The organism is Sharpea porci (assembly GCF_009695655.1).
GTDB classification, from domain to species: Bacteria; Bacillota_I; Bacilli_A; order Erysipelotrichales; family Coprobacillaceae; genus Sharpea; species Sharpea porci.
This window is the reverse complement of sequence record NZ_VUNM01000034.1, coordinates 1-18,911: the sequence shown is the minus strand read 5'-3', so window position 1 is coordinate 18,911 and position 18,911 is coordinate 1. Positions and strand designations below refer to the sequence as shown.

Below are 18,911 nucleotides of genomic sequence, written 5' to 3'. Positions count from 1 at the left end.
TTTGAGGGATAGCGAGCGTCAAGAGCGGTAGCTTGAACGAAGTGAAAGCAAGCGCCTTTAGACGCGAGCAGGTATTACAGGCTTATAGCCGCAGTTCAAACCACGCCTTTTAGGCGTGGTTTTGATTATGGAGAAATATATGAGTACAGATATATCAAACCCTTTAAAGCCGGCACTTACCTTTGAGCAACAGATTGAACGTCTTAAAACGATTCATAACCTCACTATCATGCATGAAGATTCGGCTTTAAAAATTCTTGAAAAGGTTAATTACTATCGCCTTAGTGCTTATGGCATCGGTCTAAAAAAAGATGCGAATTCCGAAGAATATCGTGACGATATTACTTTGGAGCATATTTTCCGTCTCTATTGCTTTGACAGCGAGTTTCGCAATGATATCATTCATATTGTAGAACAGCTGGAAGTACAGCTTCGAACTCAAATATCATATTGTCTTTCAATAAAATATGGTCCAGAGGGATATGTCGATGTCAGAAATTTCAATGATAAAAAGAATCGCAACGGCAAATCCGTACATGGCACTATCATGGATTCTTTTAAAAATGAAGTGAAGCATTGCAAAAACCTACCTTTTGTCAATCATCATCAAGATGTATATGATGGACATTTTCCAATTTGGGCTGCTGTGGAACTTATGACTTTTGGAAATATCACATCTATTTTTGATATCATGAAATCGGAAGATCAAAAAAGCATCTCTTCATTTTATGCGACCTCGCCAAACCACTTAAAAAGTTGGATGCTGGCTCTTGTCGAAATCAGAAATATTTGTGCCCACTACAACCGTTTGTATAATATGCCTTTAAAGCAAACTCCGTTTCTTTATAAGGAAAACCTAAAATACCGTTCAAAGCAGAACAAGGTGTTTCCGGTTTTCCTTGTCATAAAACGCATGTTACATAGCAATGAACAGTGGGAATCTTTTCTAAGAGATATAGTCAAAACCATAAGTAAATACCAGGATATCGTCATTCTCTCCTTTATAGGTTTTCCACCTGATTGGAAAAATATTTTGCAAGCTCCAACATCTTTCGAATAATCTCTACCGGTCTCCTAACCTGTAGTTGATTCTCTGGGTGGCTTTCACCACCAGTTCATCAATCTGGTCCTGACCGATGTAGACAGGGATTACGATTGTCTGGGAATCGTTATTTAAGACAATATAGATCAATGTTGCGAAAGTATTTAGGAAAATATCAGGTTAAATAACTCGTTTCAAATGACCACAAATGTGATCTCCAGTCTCTTAACTGGAGGTTTTTTCTTTTATAAAGATTTAAAAGAGAAGTAATGTACACTTTTTCTAAAGTTTTATCAAATAAACATTATAAAGAGTGGTATGTATTACTTTGGACAAAAGAAAAGCCGTTTGTATAACGGCTAGGCTTTCTTTAAGTTCTGGGCTGTGAGTTCGTCTACCATGGCTAGGTGTTCTTTACTTAAGTCTTCGTACTTCTTCGCATTCTCTTTGTCACCTTTGTTTTGATAGATGAGTGAGACTAGGAATTCGTTGACACCTTTCTGGTAATCTTCTTGATCGTTGATTTCTTCTAATAAGTCCTTTAAGTCATCATCGTTCTTTAAGACATAAATATTATAGACACGCTTTGCTTCGACTTTCATGCGATCATTTGGACCTTCGTTCACAAGCTTGAGATATTTCTTAGCTTCTTTTTTATTTTCAAGACCGATGAAATAGTTAAAGCCTTTCATCGCAATTTCCTGCTTCTTATTAGGAAGTAGTGGCATATCAGTAAGTTCTTTAAGTAAGCTATTGATTTCTTTTGTGTCTTGTTCTATTAAGGCACCGTTGAGTCTTAATTCCATAAGGCTTGTTCTTGGAATAAGGAACTTAATATATTTGCTTTGAGCATAAGTATTAAAGCTGTCATAATCACCGTTTTCTAGATAACTCACAAGCTTCTTGATTGCTCTTCCTTTTAATTGACTTATTACGCTCATCATGACAACCGCAATCACAATGACTACACCAATGACTCTAATCATGTACAACACCTCTTTCTTTACTCTTATTATATAGAAAATGTCTTGTATTTTCCTCAACATATTAAAAAATACAAAATAATAATGCATTATGGTAATTGTTTTGTACGAAATAGGGTATAAAATAAGTATAGGATAATGAAGGAGGTAATTTATGATTATTCAAAGTAAACGTGTTTGGATTGCTGGTCAGTTTATGGCAGCACAGATTGAAATGAGCGGTGAAAAGATTGTTGATGTTTTAGAATATGATACAAAGCCAGTCGATGTCGATTACGGTAATGATCGTATTGTCCCAGGCTTCATTGACATACATACACATGGCTATGACACATGGGATACCAATGATGCAACACCAGAAGGATTAAGAAAATGGATGAGAGAGATTGTGAAGGAGGGTGTTACAGGTATTTGCCCTACGACAATTACTCAGAGCCATGAAGTTCTTTCTAATGCCGTTAAGAATGTGGCTAATGTTGTAGAAGAAGGCTATGAAGGTGCAGAAATTCTTGGTATTCATTTTGAAGGTCCATATCTTGATCAGAAATTCAAAGGTGCTCAGCCAGAACAGTATTGTGTTACACCAAATCTAGAAGAATTCAAACAATATCAGAAAGATGCTAAAGGATTAATTAAAGTTATTACAGTTGCAGCAGAACATGATAAAGGCTATAAGCTTATTGAATATGCATCACAACATGGTGTATTAGTCAGCCAAGGTCATTCTGGCGCAACTTATGAAGAAGCACGTATGGCTGTTGCCCATGGTGCTATGAGTATGACACATGTCTTCAACGGTATGTCACCATTCCATCACCGTGCCCCTGGTCTTGTTGGTGCTGCATTCCGTATGCGTGATGTCTATGGTGAAGTTATTTGTGATGGTCACCATTCCAATGTTAACTCTCTCAACAATTACTACATGGCTAAGGGACGTGACCATGTCATCATGATTTCTGACTCATTAATGGCTAAAGGTTGTCCATGTGGCTCTAAACATATCTTTGGCGGTAATGAAATTGAAGTTTACCCTGATGGCACAGCACATCTGACAAGTACAAAAGGACTTGCCGGTAGTACATTAAGAATCAACCGTGGCTTACAGATTGTTGTTGAAGAAGCAGGCGTACCATTCGATTATGCCCTTAACTCATGTACACTTAATCCAGCTAGAGCTTTAAAGGTTGATGATCGTAAGGGTAAATTAAATGTTGGCTATGATGCTGATATTGTTGTCTTGAATGATCAGTATGATGTTGTTCAGACATATGCAAGAGGTAAAGCTTATCTATAATAAGAAGACTGTAGCGTAATGGCTACAGTTTTTTTGTGGGATTTTTTAGATATATGATAAATATTTATAATTGTGATAAAAAGCTATTGACCCTAGTATAATACTAGACTTTATACTTCAGGCATACAAGAAAGAGACAGGGGGAATAAAGCTATGGATACAAAGATTGATTTCTTATATCTCTCCGAACCAGATATGATCAAGGCTGGCGTGAAAGATATGAAGGCTTGTGTTGAATCGATGGAAAAGATGTTGTTGCTTTTAAAGGCAGGAGATTATCGTATGGGTGGTGAAAATGGGAACTCCCATGGGTGCATGATTATGTTTCCTGATCATCCGAAGTTTCCAGGTATGCCAAGAAATACCCAGGATCGACGCTTTATGGCGATGCCTGCCTATTTAGGTGGGGATTACCAGATGGCTGGTGTGAAATGGTATGGCTCCAATATTGAAAACAAAGATAAAGGCTTACCAAGAAGTATCTTGATGATGACATTATCAGATAAAGATACCGGTGCTCCTTTAGCCTTTATGTCTGCCAACTTACTTTCGGCATATCGTACAGGTGGTGTACCTGGGGTTGGTGCTAAATATCTTGCTCGTCAGGATTCAGAAACAGTGGCTATTATTGGACCGGGTGTCATGGGTAAAACGAGTTTAGCGGCTTTTGCGGTGACTTGTCCGCATTTACATCGTCTTCATATTAAAGGCCGTGGTAAGAAGTCTATTGATAGCTTTATTGCTTTTGTAAAGAAAGAATATCCACAGTTTGATGAAATTAAGGTATGTGAAAGTGAAGAAGAGGCAGTTAGGGGTGCGGATATTATTTCTTTTACGACTGTTGCTCAGTGTGGTGATGATCCTGCTATTGTTGATACTTATCCTTATGTGGCCAAGGAATGGGTCAAGCCTGGGGCATTTATTTCTATGCCATCGGCAGCTAAGTTTGATGATGAGATGATTGTTAAGGCAAAATGTGTTGTTGACAACAAGATGCTTTATGAAGCATGGGAAGAAGAATATCCTTATCCTACATATCCTAAGATAGCCATTATTGGTTCTAAGTTTACTGATCTCATACATGAAGGTAAGAAAGAGAAAGAAGATATTCTTGAGTTAGCTGACATTATTGAAGGTAAAGTCAAAGGCAGAACAAGTGATGATGAAATCATTATTTATTCCGTTGGGGGCATGCCAGTTGAAGATGTGGCTTGGGGTGCTTCAGTCTACAAACGGGCAAAAGAGTTAGGTGTTGGTGTGAAATTAAATCTCTGGAAGAAACCAGAAATGGCATAGGGGGAAATGGTTATGAGTAAGTTATCGAGAATAGAGATTATTTGTGATATGTCGAAGTTTGCTTCTTTGAAAAGCTTATTAAGTAAGCTTGAAGTGGGTGGTATGACTTTTATTCAGGTGCTTGGTTGTGGGGCTGAAAAGGGCACGAAAGAATATGAAGTGGATACGAATTATGAGATGGAGCTTTTACCAAAGATTGAAGTGCAATGTGTTGTAGAAAGCGAACGTGTGGATAAGATTGTTGAAGCTGTTGAGAAAGAACTCTATACAGGTCATATAGGTGATGGCAAAATCTTTGTCTTAAGCTTAGAAGATGTCATCCGTGTACGTACAGGAGAACATGGCAAACAAGCATTATAAATCATAGTCATGAGGGGGAGAGTCATATGGAAGAAAAGAAACTTGGCTTACGCAATGTCGTCTCAGTATCAGTTGGTTTAGTCATTGCGACAAGCTGTCTGATTTCCTTGGGACAAGGTGCTGGAGAGATTGGTGAACTCTTTATCTTTGCGATGATTATAGCATGCTTGCTTAATATGATCACCATGGCAACAATGTCCGAACTCAATGCCTTAATGCCCAATGTCACAGGAGGCCTAGCCCAATATACATTGGCAGGTATTGGTCCTGTTCCAACCATTGTCTTGATGGTAGGAGGTTATATGATATCCAATATCCTCTCATCAGGTGTTGAGGCTTCTATCTTTGCCTATGCGATGGGGAAAGTCTTGCATTTACCTGTACCTAACTACTTCTGGACTGTTCTTGCATCCGTCGTTATTCTGATTGCGAACTTGCATGGGGTCGATATGTTTGCCAAGATTCAGGACTTAGTAGCCTACTTGTTGTTGGGATCAATGCTTTTAATGGGACTTATTGGTGTCTTTAAGCTAGGAACGGGAACTGTTGTTCACCAGAGTGCTATCATGCATCCACATTTTAAGAATATTGTCTCAATGACAGCTGTGGCCTTCTGGCTCTTTATTGGAGCTGAATATGCCATTCCTATATCCAAGGATGTCAAGAATGCGAAGAGAAATGTGCCATTAGGGATGTTTATTGGATTAGGAATTATCTGCTTAGTACAGTCTATTCTCATTATGGGCTTTAAGAATTATACAGCCTGGGATGCACTAAAGGCGAGTGCAGCACCGCATTTACTCTATGGTGAAAACTTGCTTGGAAAAGCCGGGCAGATCTGGATGGCATTTGTCGCAGCATTAGCTGTTGTCAGTACCCAAAATTCCACAGTCCAGGGACTATCAAGTATCTTTGCCGGAATGAGTCGTACGAATTTAATGCCACAATTCTTTGGCAAGCTCAATAAAGACAAGGTGCCCTATATTGGTATCTGGGTTGTTACTATTTCTATCTTAGTCTTTGCCTGGATTTCTCAGGATTCAAGTGATCGTATTAGTTTCTTGATTCTAGTTGGTTCAGTATTCTGGATGGCTTCCTATATTACAGCTCATATAGACTTATTAGTCTTTAGAAAAAGATTACCTCATGCACCAAGAAACTTTAAAGTCCCTTTTGGACCTATTTTACCAATCATTGGTATTCTTGGTGAAATCTATATGATCTTACATATCTCTATTGATCCAATTGAACGCTATCAAATCTGGGGATTAACAGCTATTGTCTTTGTCATTTTATTTATCTATGCCGTCATCTGGACAAAGATGAAGATGCGTATTCCTATCTTTAAGCCAGTGCCGATGGAAAAGGTCTTGGCTATGGAAAATACAATGTATTATAAAATTAGAAAAAGAAGAGGAATCTGGAAATAACTCTTGGGAGGAGACGTATGGAGAGAATTACAATGCATCCTATATTAGGGGAAAGTCCTGAAGGTAAATGTGTAGAGTTTACCTGTGATGGGAAAAAACTAGAAGGTTATGAGGGAGAACCAATTGCTTCTGCTTTACGTGTCAATGGTATTATGGTTCATCGTTATACAGCCAAGAGACATGAACCACGTGGTGTCTTTTGTGCCATTGGCAGATGTACGGACTGTGTCATGATTGTGGATGGTATTCCCAATGTCAGAACATGCATTACGCCTCTTAAAGCAGGCATGGTTGTTCAAACACAATATGGTGTAAGCGCAAAGGAGGAAGCAAAATGAAGATCGAACATAAAGAACTGATTGTCATTGGAGCTGGGCCAGCTGGTTTATCAGCAGCTATCGAAGCAGCGAGTCGAGGCATTCAAGTCACTGTCTATGATGAGAATGCCCGTCCTGGTGGACAGCTGTTTAAACAGATTCATAAATTCTTTGGCTCAAAGGAACATCATGCGAAAATAAGGGGATTTAAGATTGGTGATGAGCTTTTAAAGGAAGCACATGAAAAGGGTGTTGAAGTTGTCTTGAATGCGACAGTTATGGGGATGTTTGCCCAGAAAGAAATCACTGTCATGATCAATGATGAAGTTCATCATGTCAAAGGTGATGCCATTCTTGTGGCAACAGGCGCAAGTGAGAATATGGTGAACTTTAGAGGCTGGACGTTACCGGGTGTTATTGGTGCTGGGGCAGCCCAGACAATGATGAATTTGCATCATATCAAACCTGGTGAAAGAGTCCTAATGCTTGGAACAGGAAATGTTGGCTTGGTTGTCAGCTTTCAGCTCTTGCAGGCAGGATGTGAAGTTGTGGCTTTAGTCGATGCAGCTAAGAATATTGGTGGCTATGGTGTTCATGCGGCTAAGCTAGCCCGTACTGGTATTCCTTTCTATCTTTCTCATACGATTAAGGAGGCTGAAGGTGATGATCATGTGACAGGTGTGACGATTGCTGAAGTTGATGATCATTTTCAGTTTATTGAGGGAACAGAAAAACATTTCGATGTGGACACGATCTGTGTTGCTGTTGGGTTATCACCAATGGCTCAGTTGTTGAAGATGGATGGTGTTGGCATGAAAGATACACGTGGTGGTTATGTCCCAGATTGTGATGAGACAGGGGCAACAAGTATTCCCGGTATCTTTGCGGCTGGTGATGTCACAGGTATTGAAGAAGCTTCTTCAGCCATGATTGAAGGAAGAATGAGTGGTTATGCGATTGCTGAATATCTTGGCTATATGACCAAAGAAGAAAAGGATGCGAAAGAAGAAGAGCTGGATCAGTCGCTTGATGCCTTACGCCAGGGGATGTTTGCCCCCAAGAATAGGGGGAAAGAAATAACTAAGACAGAAGAAGATATCCTCATTTCAACAAATCTTTTAAAACATGGCTTTGTCGCTGATGACGAGATTTCAAGATTCCCAGGATTCGTTCATAAAGCAGCTATTCATCCTGTTATTGAATGTACGCAGAATATTCCTTGTAACCCATGTCAGAGTGCTTGTCATAAAGGCTGTATTTCCATTGGTGAGAATATGACATCATTACCAATATCCGTCAAAGAGAGCACTTGTATTAACTGTGGCATGTGTGTCGCTAGCTGTCCTGGTCAGGCAATCTTCTTGGTGGAAGAACATGAAGATGAGGATTATGGTCTTATTACAATGCCCTATGAATTCTTGCCATTACCTGAAGTCGGTGATTTAGGGCATGCCCTAGGTCGTAGTGGTAAAGCACTTTGTGAAGCAGAAATTACCCAGGTACGTGCTCCAAAATCCTATGATCATACAGCATTAGTAACTATGAAAGTACCATATCATTATATTGATCTAGCACGTTTTTATAAGAAGGGGGATGAATAGTATGTTTGATATTCAGGAAGCATTAAAAAACATCGGTCCTTATGTAGAAGAAGCTGATGATGATTTACTCGTTTGTCGTTGTGAAGAAGTGACTAAAGGGGAAATTCGTCGTGCTATTCATTCTGGATTATTGACGATTGAAGAATTGCGTCGATTTCTACGTTGTGGCATGGGGCTTTGTCAGGGGCAGACTTGTGGCAGTCTGACAAGACGTCTTGTCGCTAAAGAATTGCATGTCCCAGTAACAGATATAGAAGTAGCGACATCAAGATCACCAATGCGTCCAGCAAGCATGAAGACATGTGGTTTGGATGAAAAAGGGGGCGAGTAATATGAAAGCAGACGTTATTATTATTGGTGGAGGTATTGTTGGTAGTGCAACAGCCTACTACCTCGCTAAAAGAGGCGTGAAAGATATTATCGTCTTAGAATCATCAGCATCAATTGGGCATGGGGCAAGCAGCCGTAATGGTGGTGGTGTGAGACAGAGCGGGCGTGATGTCCGTGAACTCCCAGTCGCTATGTTGGCGGTACAGAAGTTCTGGCCAACACTTTCAGAAGAGCTTGGCGTGAATACAGAATATACGCAAGAAGGGAATTTGCGTCTTGGTAAAACAGAAGCCCATATGAAAAAACTCAACCAGCTCGCCGACAACTGTAAGGCAATGGGCCTAGATGTCAGGATGGTTGATAAACAAGAAGCACATACAATTAATCCCTATCTTTCCGATGATGTCATTGGGGCAAGCTTCTGTCCAACGGATGGCCATGCCAACCCACTAACGACAACTCTTGGCTATTATATGAAAGCATTGGAAATGGGTGTTCATTTCTATACACATGCCAAAGTCAAAGGCTTAAAGAAGATCAAAGGAAAAGTCTCAGAAGTTATTATGAGTGATGGTGAAGTATTAAGTGCTAAGACTATTATTCTTGCAGCAGGCTATGCATCCCGTGCTATTATGAATACTATTGGCTTAGATATTCCTATGGATGATGTTATTGATGGATGTATTGTCACAGAAATGGAACCAAAGATGTTTAGCCAGATGCTTGGTACAGCAGCAGCTGACTTCTACGGTCATCAGACGCATCATGGTTCATTCGTCTTTGGGGCAGTTGCCGGTCCTGAAGCCTACATGGATATCCCACCCGAAACTACAAATTTTGCCCATCCTGATACCTTAGGGGCAACATGTCGTGCGGTTGAAGGCTATATACCAGCTTTGGCACGTAGTAAGATTGTCCGTTCATGGACAGGATGGTGTGATTGCACTAGTGATGGCGTTTGTGTCCTAGGGCCTGTTGAAGAAGCTCCTGGGTTGATACTTGCCTGTGGTTTTAATGGCCATGGCTTTGGAACAGCACCAGCTGTTGCCTATATGCTTGCCCAGATGACATGTGGGGAAAAGCCATTGTTGGACTTAAGTGCATTGCGTTATGAACGCTTCTATGACTAGCTCACACGGATTTCAAGTTCAATGAGATATTCATCGATATGACTTGTTTCATAGCGATCAATATGACAAAACTCAATCGGATCACCAAGAACCTTCAAATGATGTTCTTTCGCATATTGCAGCATCTTTGGTACTAAGTGCAAGGACTTATGAAAACCACCACGATATGCCAAAGTCAGATAATCACCTTCGGGCAGAATGTCATTTGTCTGAAGCGGTAAGTGTGGGGCGTAGAAGAAAACAGCCTTTGTCCGATAATCATTACCTTCCTGATTAATCGCATTCATATCAAGAACATAACAATCACAAACACCAATCGTTGATGTCTGTTCAAGATTGTCTTTATGAAAATGGGCAAGAGTATAATTAATCAGGACATCGGGCATATCCCCATCAACAATTTTCATACATTCTCTTTGAGGGAAATGTTGTAAGGTAATAGTTTCACTGGTATCTTTACTAAGAGCCTGGTGAATAGAAACAAGTCTTTCGTGAATACCATTCTTCTTTTTCTGAAGTAAAGCCATTTGTGTATCAATGGCTTTTTCTTCGTCTTCAAGCATATTGATCATATGACTTAACGTACGATCTTGTTCAAACTTTAATATATCATTCGTATTAAAACCAAGATCAAGTAATTCCCTGATTGTATTCATAACCCGAACATCATCAACAGTATAAAGACGGTAATTATTTGTATTTCTAATCGGATGAAGAAGCCCAACCTTCTCATAATAACGAATAGAATCAACACTTACATTAAATAATTCCGACAATTCCCCAATCTTAAATAACCTGATTTCATTCATCTCAAACACTTCCTTTTTTCTAGTCTAGCATACAAAAAGACATATTTGAAAGGATAAAAGGTATATAACGCTTTGTGCTACTCTGCATAAATTCATAAATATCTTTTGATTTCAGTATTTAAGTTTTGTGATTCAGTTTCACAGGCTTTTATTTCAAAAAGAATTCTTGTTTACATATAGTTTGATGATTAAGAGATATAAAATGTTTAATAATTGATGGGTTTGCTTGTTAATAGGAAAAAACATTTGTCGATGCTATATTATTACAATAAATAAATTAATAAATAAATTAGTAAATATATAGATATATATTAAAATATTATATATAATGCTGGTGAGGTGATATTATGGAAGCAAATACATTATTAAAAAATACCGTGTCTATATCTCAGTTCAATAAAGGACAAGCGAAAAAGATTTTTGATGAAGTCAAGCAAACAGGGATGAAGATTGTTTTTAAAAATAATGAACCAGAATGTGTCTTGCTTTCTCCTGACAAGTATATCGAGCTTATGGAGGAGATTGAGAATGCACTTGATTATGCTATGGCAATTGAAAGGATCGAAAGCGATTCTAAAATCTATTCGTTGGATGACATTAAGGATGAATTTGATGTTACTGAAAAGGATTTAGATGAAGTTGAGGATGATGAGGTAGATTTTGTATGACGTGGACAGTTCAATTCCTTGACGAAGCTAGAAAAGATTTCAAAAGGTTGGATGGTAGCCAAAGAATAGTTGTTATGAAGGCAATCGAAAAAACCTCAAAAAATCCATTACCTATATATGAAGGCGGATATGGTAAACCTTTAGGTGTTAAATATGGCATTGATCTGAAAGGGTTGTATAAAATAAAGTTGAAGAAATCTGGTATACGAATCATTTATCAACTTGTAAAAAGAAATAAAGAAATGTTCATCATAATCGTAGGATTGAGAGCTGACGAATATGTTTATAAGAAAGCTCGTTCACGAATTGATCAAGGTGAGTAGTATAATATTGATGTTTCAAAATAATGCTCTTTTTCTTATATGGCATATTTTGTGAGTGCTATACATGTATTTGATATAATGCTTTATGTATAGGGGGATATCAATGAAAAACGAACAAATATCTCTTCAAACAAAAAATAATCCAGATCAATTATTGTAAATTATGAAATATAAAGATTTTCATAAAATATCTATAACTGATATTAAGCAAGCATGTGATATTTCTAGGCCAACATTCTAATACCATTCACATGATATTCACTTTAACCTTCTATTTAGCATTGCTTAGATATGGGGATTAGATTGAATGTTTTGGGAGTTTGTTTGAATGGAGAAATACGAAGCAAATGTTTGATGATTTGGAGTCTTAGAGAGAACGAAACTACAGCCATTCAAAAATCACATAATAAAAAGGTGGTTCTAAAACATAGAACCACCTTTTCTTAACCATTCAATTGTGGTGTTTTTGTTTTATGCAAGTTTCTTACTAAAATAGAAATATATTTAAAGCAGAAGAAACCAGCAGCCACAGCAATAATATAAGAGCCAACCTGTAAGCCTGGATTACTTGATACGTTCTTTGAAGTTAAGGCGTTAATGACAAGAAGCAAAGCAAATGCGCCATATAAGAATATACGTAAGATTAAGTTTGGATTATCAAGATCGATATATTGATCCATACTTATGGCATGATCGGACTTCAAGAAGCCTTTAGTTGAAGAGCAGCTCTTTAAGAAGGCACGATAACGCCATTCAAATAACACACAGAATAATACAAACAAACCAATACTAAAGACAAGCTGTACTTTAAATGTAATAGATAAAAGAATTAAAGCAATCAAACATAAGACATATCGTGACTGATAAGTCTTAAACATACTTTCTTTATTGGCAGGAATGCGGTAGACAAGATTTGTACGCTTATTATGATAAAGCAAGCCTCCCTTAGAAGTACGATAGATATTACGACCAGTAATCATGGCATTGACTTTTGGCTTTTGAAATAATTTCCCCATATGAATGACTTCCTTTCTATGTATATCTCTATTATATAGGAAATAATACAAATATGGAAAAAGAAATTAATTATATATTTGCACTAATTATTAGGTGTATTGTAAAAGAATATTAAAATAATATAATCTACTTGTAGAAATAAGGAGGTCATTTGTATGTTGTTTGATAAAATGAGTGCCGATTGGAAGAACCTTGGTGGCTATTGGACAGCTAAAGAAATTAATCAGCAGCCAGCTACTTGGAAGAAGACAATCGACCAGATTAAAGAAGAAAAGGAAGCTTTAGGAAAGTTTATTAGTAAGATCACAAGTGAGGATGATTTTGATATTATTCTTACTGGTGCTGGAACAAGTGAATTCGTTGGTAATTCTATTTTCCCTTCATTAGAAGGTAAATATGATCATAAGGTTAAGTCTTATGGTACTACTGATATCGTTGCCGATCCAGAATGTTATTTAAGTGCTACTAAGCCTACATTATTAGTAAGCTTTGCGAGAAGTGGTAATTCACCTGAATCAGTAGGTGCTGTTGAAGCAGCTAATGTAGTATGTAAGGAAATCTATCACTTATTCGTTACTTGTAATAAAGATGGTGCTTTATCTAAGTTTGCAGAAGGCAAAGATAACTGCTATTGCATTCACTTAACGCCAGAAACACATGATCAGAGCTTTGCGATGACATCATCATATTCAAATATGTATTTAGCTACATATCTTGCATTCAACCTTGATGAATTAGATGCAATCAGTGCCGATTTTGAAATGGTTGCTGCTAAAGGACAGTTATTCTTAGATAAGACTTGGGAAGTATGTAAGAAGATTGTTGATGATTTTGATTTCAACCGTATTGTATATTTAGGCTCTAATAACTTAAAGGGTGTTGCACAGGAATCAGCACTTAAGATCTGTGAATTAACAGGTGGACATGTTGATACAAACTTCGATACACCAATGGGATTCAGACATGGTCCTAAGTCAGTTATCAATGATACAACATTATGTGTTGTTTACTTAACAGATAAGCCTTATACACGTCAGTATGAATATGACATTATTAAAGAAATGAGTCCTGAAAGAAAGGGCAATAAGATCTTAGTTGTATCTACTAAGGATGATGAAATTAAGGATAAGGCTGATTACTTTATTTCATTTGATAATGATAAAGATTTACCAAATGTCTTCACAGGTATTGAATACATTCTTGTAGCACAGACAATTGCCATCTTTAAATCATTAAGCTTGAAGTTCACTCCAGATAATCCTTGCCCAAGTGGAGAAGTAAACAGAGTAGTAAAAGGGGTTACAATTTACCCATATACTAAATAACGGTTTACAAATTTCTATAAATCATTATAATAAGACACATATTTTATTAAATAAAGATAACAGGGAGGGACTTATATGGTTGGAATTGTATTAACAGGACATGGAAGATTTGCGGCTGGTTTAAAAAGCGCACTCGATTTAATTGCTGGACCACAGGAAGCATTTAAGGTCGTTAATTTTGAACATGAAGTAGATGAATTAGAACATGATTTAAGAGAAGCTCTTGATGCTTTACAGGATTGCGATGGTACTATTGTCTTTGCGGACTTAGCAGGTGGTTCACCATTCAAGACAGCAGTATTGATTTCTCAGGAATATGAGAATGTAGAAGTTATTGCTGGAACAAACCTACCTATGGTTTGTGAAATCTCATTAGCACGTACATTTGGTATGGATTTACAGTCACTTGTCAATACAGCTCTTTCAGTAGGTCCTGAACAGATTACACGTTTTGATGCAAGTACTTTAGCTGCAGACACAGAAGAACCTGATGACTTCAGTGATGGTATTTAATATATTATTTCTATAAATCATTAAAGTGACGTTTATAAATTTTTCCCCTTATTAACATTTGTTTACATCGTTCATATCTCCTAAACTTTAGTGATTTTAGAATAGAATAAGAGATCCAGTGATCATGCTGGATCTTTTTTTACGTGCTAATCGCATGCGTGCGTTTAGATAATACAAAGAGATACATATACATATGTAACAAGATAGAATATCTACAATATAAAGAAAAGATGGAACAGTCATTTGCCTGTTCCATCTTCGTTTATTATGCTTTTTTAAATGTAATACATACTGGTTCAGGTATTTCTAGTTCTTGATCTGAAAGTAAGAGTTTCTCGTTTTCTTCATCAAAAGTCATAACCTGTAATTTATTCTCTTTTTGACATCCAACAATAAGATATTGATCATCAAGAATATTAAAGTCTCTTGGCTCACTTGCACAATGGACCATATAAAGTAAGGATATCTTGCCGTTGTCCTTGTTGACACGATACATGGCAATCGAATCATGTCCTCTATTAGAAACAAAGAGGTGATCGCCTGTAGAAGTCATACGAATAGCAGCAGCAGCTGAGAAGCCTTTGAAGTGATGAGGCAATGTGCTGACATTTTGAATCATCAACAAACGTCCATCAACGTACTTAAAGACCATAACTGTATTGGCGATTTCACAAGAGAGATAAGCATAACGACCATCTTGAGAGAATATCAAGTGACGGGGACCAGAACCAGGCTGCACATTTACTGTATATTCTGTATCCTCAACAAGCTTACCACCATCTTGATAGCGATACATGACAATCTTGTCAGCACCTAAATCTACGGCATAAAGGAAACGTCCATCCGGTGTAAAGCCTACATTATGGACATGGGGACCTGTTTGACGTTTTAGTAAATCAGGACCTAGACCAGTATGTCTTACTGCAATGATCTTATGATCAATACGACCATGATCTAAAGCATAGGCAGCTGTTGCACCAATATGATAGTTAGCTGCAAAAATATATTTATGATCATCGCTGATACATAAATGTGTATAGCTTCTACCTGATGATGAATAATTATTATTAAGTACAAGTTGATCACCTTCAATAGAAAATGATCCCAATCCACCTCCATCATTCGTACTTCTAGCATTCTTATAAGAAAGATAAAGTGTATGTGGAGTGGTAATCATATAGGAAGGAAAATCTGGCGTAAGTATATGTTGAAGGAGTTCTAAATGCAGTGTTTCTTTATCCATTCTGACAATATAAACACCACGCTTGTCTCCTTTGCCATAGCTGGCTACATAAAATGTTTCATTCACATTTGACACCTCCATTAAGTCTTATATCCATTTTATCACATGCTTAAGATGAAATGTACAATCTCATCAAAAACTGTAAGCGAATTACTAGAAACAACGACCAACAACAAATCAAAGACTCACATAAGATAGGACTTGATATTGATTTGTATCATGCGTTTCGATATACTTGATGCGGTGAAATACATCCAAATTAAAGCGAAGTGACAAGAGTGGCGCCTCTTGTCCCTTCTAGTTTATAACGAGGCTTATCTCGGGCAGATTTCAAGGATTGCCTCGTTTCATTTTAGACAAATCGTTAGTACCTTATTGCAATCGCCAAAATGATTGCTTCAAGAAACAGGTAGCTAGCCAAAGGATTGTATGCACCAAGAGCACTTCCTTTCTTGCCAGTGATTAGAAAATAAGGAAGTGCTCTATTTGTTTACAAGAAGAGGTATTTCTCTAATGATATATTAAGAAACATCATTCTAAAAAAGCTTTCTCGTACATATCATTTTAAATACCAGGGGATATTGACTTGAATCATGCATTTCGATATACTGTAGGCGGAGAAATTCCATCCAAAGCAAAGCGAAGGGACAAGAGGCGCAACTCTTGTCCCTTCTAACTTTTAACGAGGTCTATCTCGAGCGCTTTTTAATGAACGCCTTGACCTGTCTCAGACAAATCTTTAGTGCCTTTTCCACGGTCACCGTAATGACTGCTTCTAAGATACACTTGGCTATCCACAGGATGGTTGCCATCCAAAGCACCTGCCACTCAAAATATGTTTAAATATACTCAAACACATCGAGAAATTAAAGTCCTTACGGATACTTCTTACTGCTTCAATGTGTATGCTTTGGCGATTGCAAGCAATACGCTACTCACAAGTTCTTGTACACTCCACAGTCGTAAATTCCTGCGATAGCCCACAGTACATACTTACGTTTGCGTTCATTATGCAACTTCGTAAGTTAAAGCATCTCTTAAATTAAGAGCAGCATTGAAATCCCTATCCTCAACATAGCCACAATCACAACGGTATATTCTATCTGAAAGCTTCAAATCTTTCTTGATAGCACCACAGCAGTGACATAATTTAGATGATGGATAAAATCTGTCTGCAATTCTTAATTCAATGCCATTTTCATCACATTTAGCTTTTAATTTAATTCTAAACTCATAGAACTTCTGTGACGCAACAGCTTTTGAAAGATGTCTGTTCTTCATCATTCCTGATACATTCAGATCTTCAATAGTTATATAAGATGGCTTGGCTTTCACTATCTCAGCTATTGATTTGTTGATATAATCAGTACGAATGTTATTTATTCTATGATGAAGTCTTTGTACTTTGAGCTTTTGTTTCTGTATATTCTTTTGAGTGGACTCTCCTTTCTTCAGGTTCTCATATTTTCGTGAGAGACATCTTTGCTCTCTACGTAATTTCTTTTCCAGTTTCTTAATTCTTGCTGACTTATTGATGTTTTTGTAAGTCTTGCCATTGGAAACAATTGCCAGGTCTTTTAGACCCAAGTCAATTCCTATACCATCATTGCTATTATTAGCCATCTTAGCGTCAGGAATCTCTACAATAACTGACACATAATATCTGCCCGCCTTTATAGATACCGTACCGCTTTTGATTTTCCATCCGTCTTTAGTTGTTGGTATATAGCCTTTTTCTTTAATGCGTACCCAGCCTAAAGTTGGAATATTTATCCTGTGCCTTTCGCATCTGCAATCTTTTGGATTATTCTTTACGAAGTACATCTTTACATCAGATTTCCCTTTTTTCTTAAATCTGGGAAAACCGCTTTGATGTATAAAAAATCTTGAAAATGCGGTACAGCTATCTTCAATAGCTTTCTTTACAGCCTTTGAAGACACTTCCTTAATCCATGATTTGTCAGGATTATTTGGAATATATTTATTGTTAAGCCATACGCTGAAACTCTTGCCAGTCATAAACTTTTCACCCTTATCGTACAAAACTTTATTATGACTAAGGTAGAAGTTATAGATATATCGACAGGTGCCAATAGTCTTGTTAATCCTGATTTTTTGTTCAGCTGTCGGATTTATCTCCGTTTTGAAGCTCTTCAGCAATTTCTTCATCTCCTTCTATTTGTTTTTTATACTTACGAAGCCCGTGCAGCCTGCAAGAGAAAACGTTAAGTATGGATACTATATCCTGTACAAGTTCTTCTTGTGGTGATAATTCTTCATTATTCACTACCACTATGGTTGTATTAAACTTCATACAGAATTTTTCAAACCAGTCATAGCCAAATCTGATAAATCTATCTTTATGTGTGACTATGATAGTTTTGATTTTTTGTCCCATCACTTCATCTAATAACTGATTCCACTTTTCACGGTTGTAGTTAAGACCGCTCCCATAATCTTCAATACACTGGTCTATAATGATACCTTTAGCATTACAAAACTGTCGCAAGAAAGTTACTTGGTTTTGCGAATCATCTTTTTGGTTTCTTGTCGATACTCTGGCATAAATAACGGTCTGACGATTATCGCTTTCAGTATTTATACCTTTGAACTGAAGATATTGGTCATAAGTGTAATAACGCCTATCGGTTGGAGTTCGATTTGCCTTAAGAATCCCCTCTCTATCCCAACGTTGTAACGTTTTGACTGAAACACCCAATAATTTAGCAAAATCTTTTGGCTTGTAATTAGTAATATTAGATGTGTTCATAATAATATCCTCCATGAGTATGTTTCAACACATTTAATCACTATTGATAACAATTTTGGTTACCTAATATTTCTCCTTTCTCGCCAGTGATTAGAGGCGAAGGAAATGCTTCCCTATATATATGTATTCGCTAGAAATAACTATTTTTCTCACGTAAATTTCATTTTTTATACAATACTAATGTTGCTTACATAAAGCGTGGTTTTAGAGATGTTGTTTAGATTCCTATTTCCTTTCTATCGATTCTTAAGGCAATGTTTAAGCTGGAATTTTAAATTTCAGTTGTTTTTGTGGTTCTTACAAGCGTAGCTTGTAAGAAGGAAATAAAGTAGCTATAATCCTGCCTTTGACAGTTGTGCATATAAAAACCCTTCAAAAATACTGATAAATTCAACGTTTTTTGAAGGGCTTTTTGCTTTAAAAATGTAGTAATATCTCTATCTCTTTGTATTCTTTATAA

General features: G+C 37.1%; 19 protein-coding genes. 13 read left to right on the top strand and 6 right to left on the bottom strand.

Going from position 1 to position 18,911, the window contains the following annotated elements; genetic code table 11:
- Positions 1–139 precede the first annotated feature (139 nt).
- Positions 140–1,060 (top strand): Abi family protein, encoded by a 921-nt coding sequence (locus FYJ79_RS10980; RefSeq protein WP_154518252.1) that lies wholly within the window; start codon positions 140–142, stop codon positions 1,058–1,060.
- A gap of 341 nt (positions 1,061–1,401) precedes the next feature.
- Here FYJ79_RS10980 and FYJ79_RS10975 read toward each other — a convergent pair whose 3' ends face one another.
- A complete protein-coding gene (locus FYJ79_RS10975; RefSeq protein WP_154518249.1) occupies positions 1,402–2,028 on the bottom strand; it encodes a hypothetical protein in 627 nt (208 codons plus the stop codon).
- A 151-nt stretch (positions 2,029–2,179) separates the two neighbouring features.
- Here FYJ79_RS10975 and nagA point away from each other — a divergent pair, with 151 nt between their 5' ends.
- The 8 genes from nagA (at position 2,180) to FYJ79_RS10935 (ending at position 9,783) form a co-directional block, all read left to right on the top strand.
- Complete coding sequence (gene nagA / locus FYJ79_RS10970) at positions 2,180–3,319, top strand: N-acetylglucosamine-6-phosphate deacetylase (protein WP_154518246.1); 1,140 nt, start codon at positions 2,180–2,182, stop codon at positions 3,317–3,319.
- Positions 3,320–3,472: 153 nt separating this feature from the next.
- Positions 3,473–4,615, top strand: coding sequence for a tyramine oxidase subunit B (locus tag FYJ79_RS10965; protein ID WP_154518243.1), 1,143 nt, complete (start codon positions 3,473–3,475; stop codon positions 4,613–4,615).
- 12 nt (positions 4,616–4,627) lie between these two features.
- The gene (locus tag FYJ79_RS10960; protein WP_195837082.1) at positions 4,628–4,975 is read left to right on the top strand and encodes a P-II family nitrogen regulator; all 348 of its coding nucleotides are present in this window, start codon (positions 4,628–4,630) and stop codon (positions 4,973–4,975) included.
- Positions 4,976–5,001: 26 nt separating this feature from the next.
- Positions 5,002–6,405, top strand: coding sequence for an APC family permease (locus FYJ79_RS10955; RefSeq protein WP_154518237.1), 1,404 nt, complete (start codon positions 5,002–5,004; stop codon positions 6,403–6,405).
- Between the two features lie 17 nt (positions 6,406–6,422).
- Entirely contained in the window at positions 6,423–6,743 is a 321-nt protein-coding gene (locus FYJ79_RS10950) for a (2Fe-2S)-binding protein (RefSeq protein ID WP_154518234.1), read from the top strand.
- Positions 6,740–8,323, top strand: coding sequence for an FAD-dependent oxidoreductase (locus FYJ79_RS10945; RefSeq protein WP_154518231.1), 1,584 nt, complete (start codon positions 6,740–6,742; stop codon positions 8,321–8,323). Before FYJ79_RS10950 ends, FYJ79_RS10945 begins: the two co-directional genes overlap by 4 nt.
- A gap of 1 nt (position 8,324) precedes the next feature.
- Positions 8,325–8,654 carry a (2Fe-2S)-binding protein gene (locus FYJ79_RS10940; RefSeq protein ID WP_154518228.1) on the top strand — a complete coding sequence of 110 codons (330 nt, stop codon included), beginning with the start codon at positions 8,325–8,327 and terminating at the stop codon, positions 8,652–8,654.
- A gap of 1 nt (position 8,655) precedes the next feature.
- Entirely contained in the window at positions 8,656–9,783 is a 1,128-nt protein-coding gene (locus tag FYJ79_RS10935; protein ID WP_154518225.1) for an NAD(P)/FAD-dependent oxidoreductase, read from the top strand.
- Here the strand turns inward: FYJ79_RS10935 and FYJ79_RS10930 are convergent.
- A complete protein-coding gene (locus FYJ79_RS10930; RefSeq protein WP_154518222.1) occupies positions 9,780–10,592 on the bottom strand; it encodes a MerR family transcriptional regulator in 813 nt (270 codons plus the stop codon). The genes FYJ79_RS10935 and FYJ79_RS10930 overlap by 4 nt on opposite strands.
- 347 nt (positions 10,593–10,939) lie before the next feature.
- Between FYJ79_RS10930 and FYJ79_RS10925 the strand changes: the two genes are divergently transcribed.
- Entirely contained in the window at positions 10,940–11,260 is a 321-nt protein-coding gene (locus FYJ79_RS10925; protein ID WP_154518219.1) for a type II toxin-antitoxin system Phd/YefM family antitoxin, read from the top strand.
- Entirely contained in the window at positions 11,257–11,583 is a 327-nt protein-coding gene (locus tag FYJ79_RS10920) for a type II toxin-antitoxin system RelE family toxin (protein ID WP_154518216.1), read from the top strand. The genes FYJ79_RS10925 and FYJ79_RS10920 overlap by 4 nt, the downstream gene beginning before the upstream one ends.
- 443 nt (positions 11,584–12,026) lie before the next feature.
- Here the strand turns inward: FYJ79_RS10920 and FYJ79_RS10915 are convergent, their stop codons facing one another.
- Positions 12,027–12,599 carry a hypothetical protein gene (locus FYJ79_RS10915; protein WP_154518213.1) on the bottom strand — a complete coding sequence of 191 codons (573 nt, stop codon included), beginning with the start codon at positions 12,597–12,599 and terminating at the stop codon, positions 12,027–12,029.
- 156 nt (positions 12,600–12,755) lie between these two features.
- Here FYJ79_RS10915 and FYJ79_RS10910 point away from each other — a divergent pair, with 156 nt between their 5' ends.
- Together FYJ79_RS10910 and agaF are read left to right on the top strand one after the other, a co-directional pair.
- Positions 12,756–13,925 carry an SIS domain-containing protein gene (locus FYJ79_RS10910; RefSeq protein ID WP_154518210.1) on the top strand — a complete coding sequence of 390 codons (1,170 nt, stop codon included), beginning with the start codon at positions 12,756–12,758 and terminating at the stop codon, positions 13,923–13,925.
- Positions 13,926–14,000: 75 nt separating this feature from the next.
- Positions 14,001–14,438 (top strand): PTS galactosamine/N-acetylgalactosamine transporter subunit IIA, encoded by a 438-nt coding sequence (agaF, locus tag FYJ79_RS10905; protein ID WP_154518207.1) that lies wholly within the window; start codon positions 14,001–14,003, stop codon positions 14,436–14,438.
- Positions 14,439–14,703: 265 nt separating this feature from the next.
- Here the strand turns inward: agaF and FYJ79_RS10900 are convergent, their stop codons facing one another.
- The 3 genes from FYJ79_RS10900 to FYJ79_RS10890 form a co-directional block, all read right to left on the bottom strand.
- Positions 14,704–15,747: a lactonase family protein gene (locus FYJ79_RS10900; protein WP_321043072.1), complete on the bottom strand. Its 1,044-nt coding sequence runs from the start codon at positions 15,745–15,747 to the stop codon at positions 14,704–14,706.
- A gap of 942 nt (positions 15,748–16,689) precedes the next feature.
- A complete protein-coding gene (locus FYJ79_RS10895) occupies positions 16,690–17,841 on the bottom strand; it encodes an RNA-guided endonuclease InsQ/TnpB family protein (RefSeq protein WP_229771461.1) in 1,152 nt (383 codons plus the stop codon).
- On the bottom strand, positions 17,801–18,436 hold the full coding sequence (locus FYJ79_RS10890) for an IS607 family transposase (RefSeq protein WP_326803837.1): 636 nt from the start codon (positions 18,434–18,436) through the stop codon (positions 17,801–17,803). Before FYJ79_RS10890 ends, FYJ79_RS10895 begins: the two co-directional genes overlap by 41 nt.
- Positions 18,437–18,911: the final 475 nt, after the last annotated feature.

Coding starts and splice junctions, on each gene's coding strand:
- FYJ79_RS10915 (WP_154518213.1), bottom strand. CDS start 12,599: ATGGGGAAATTATTTCAAAAGCCAAAAGTCAATGCCATGATTACTGGT.
- FYJ79_RS10960 (WP_195837082.1), top strand. CDS start 4,628: ATGAGTAAGTTATCGAGAATAGAGATTATTTGTGATATGTCGAAGTTT.
- FYJ79_RS10925 (WP_154518219.1), top strand. CDS start 10,940: ATGGAAGCAAATACATTATTAAAAAATACCGTGTCTATATCTCAGTTC.
- nagA (WP_154518246.1), top strand. CDS start 2,180: ATGATTATTCAAAGTAAACGTGTTTGGATTGCTGGTCAGTTTATGGCA.
- FYJ79_RS10950 (WP_154518234.1), top strand. CDS start 6,423: ATGGAGAGAATTACAATGCATCCTATATTAGGGGAAAGTCCTGAAGGT.
- FYJ79_RS10965 (WP_154518243.1), top strand. CDS start 3,473: ATGGATACAAAGATTGATTTCTTATATCTCTCCGAACCAGATATGATC.
- FYJ79_RS10940 (WP_154518228.1), top strand. CDS start 8,325: ATGTTTGATATTCAGGAAGCATTAAAAAACATCGGTCCTTATGTAGAA.
- FYJ79_RS10910 (WP_154518210.1), top strand. CDS start 12,756: ATGTTGTTTGATAAAATGAGTGCCGATTGGAAGAACCTTGGTGGCTAT.
- FYJ79_RS10955 (WP_154518237.1), top strand. CDS start 5,002: ATGGAAGAAAAGAAACTTGGCTTACGCAATGTCGTCTCAGTATCAGTT.
- FYJ79_RS10930 (WP_154518222.1), bottom strand. CDS start 10,592: ATGAATGAAATCAGGTTATTTAAGATTGGGGAATTGTCGGAATTATTT.
- agaF (WP_154518207.1), top strand. CDS start 14,001: ATGGTTGGAATTGTATTAACAGGACATGGAAGATTTGCGGCTGGTTTA.
- FYJ79_RS10975 (WP_154518249.1), bottom strand. CDS start 2,028: ATGATTAGAGTCATTGGTGTAGTCATTGTGATTGCGGTTGTCATGATG.
- FYJ79_RS10945 (WP_154518231.1), top strand. CDS start 6,740: ATGAAGATCGAACATAAAGAACTGATTGTCATTGGAGCTGGGCCAGCT.
- FYJ79_RS10935 (WP_154518225.1), top strand. CDS start 8,656: ATGAAAGCAGACGTTATTATTATTGGTGGAGGTATTGTTGGTAGTGCA.
- FYJ79_RS10980 (WP_154518252.1), top strand. CDS start 140: ATGAGTACAGATATATCAAACCCTTTAAAGCCGGCACTTACCTTTGAG.
- FYJ79_RS10920 (WP_154518216.1), top strand. CDS start 11,257: ATGACGTGGACAGTTCAATTCCTTGACGAAGCTAGAAAAGATTTCAAA.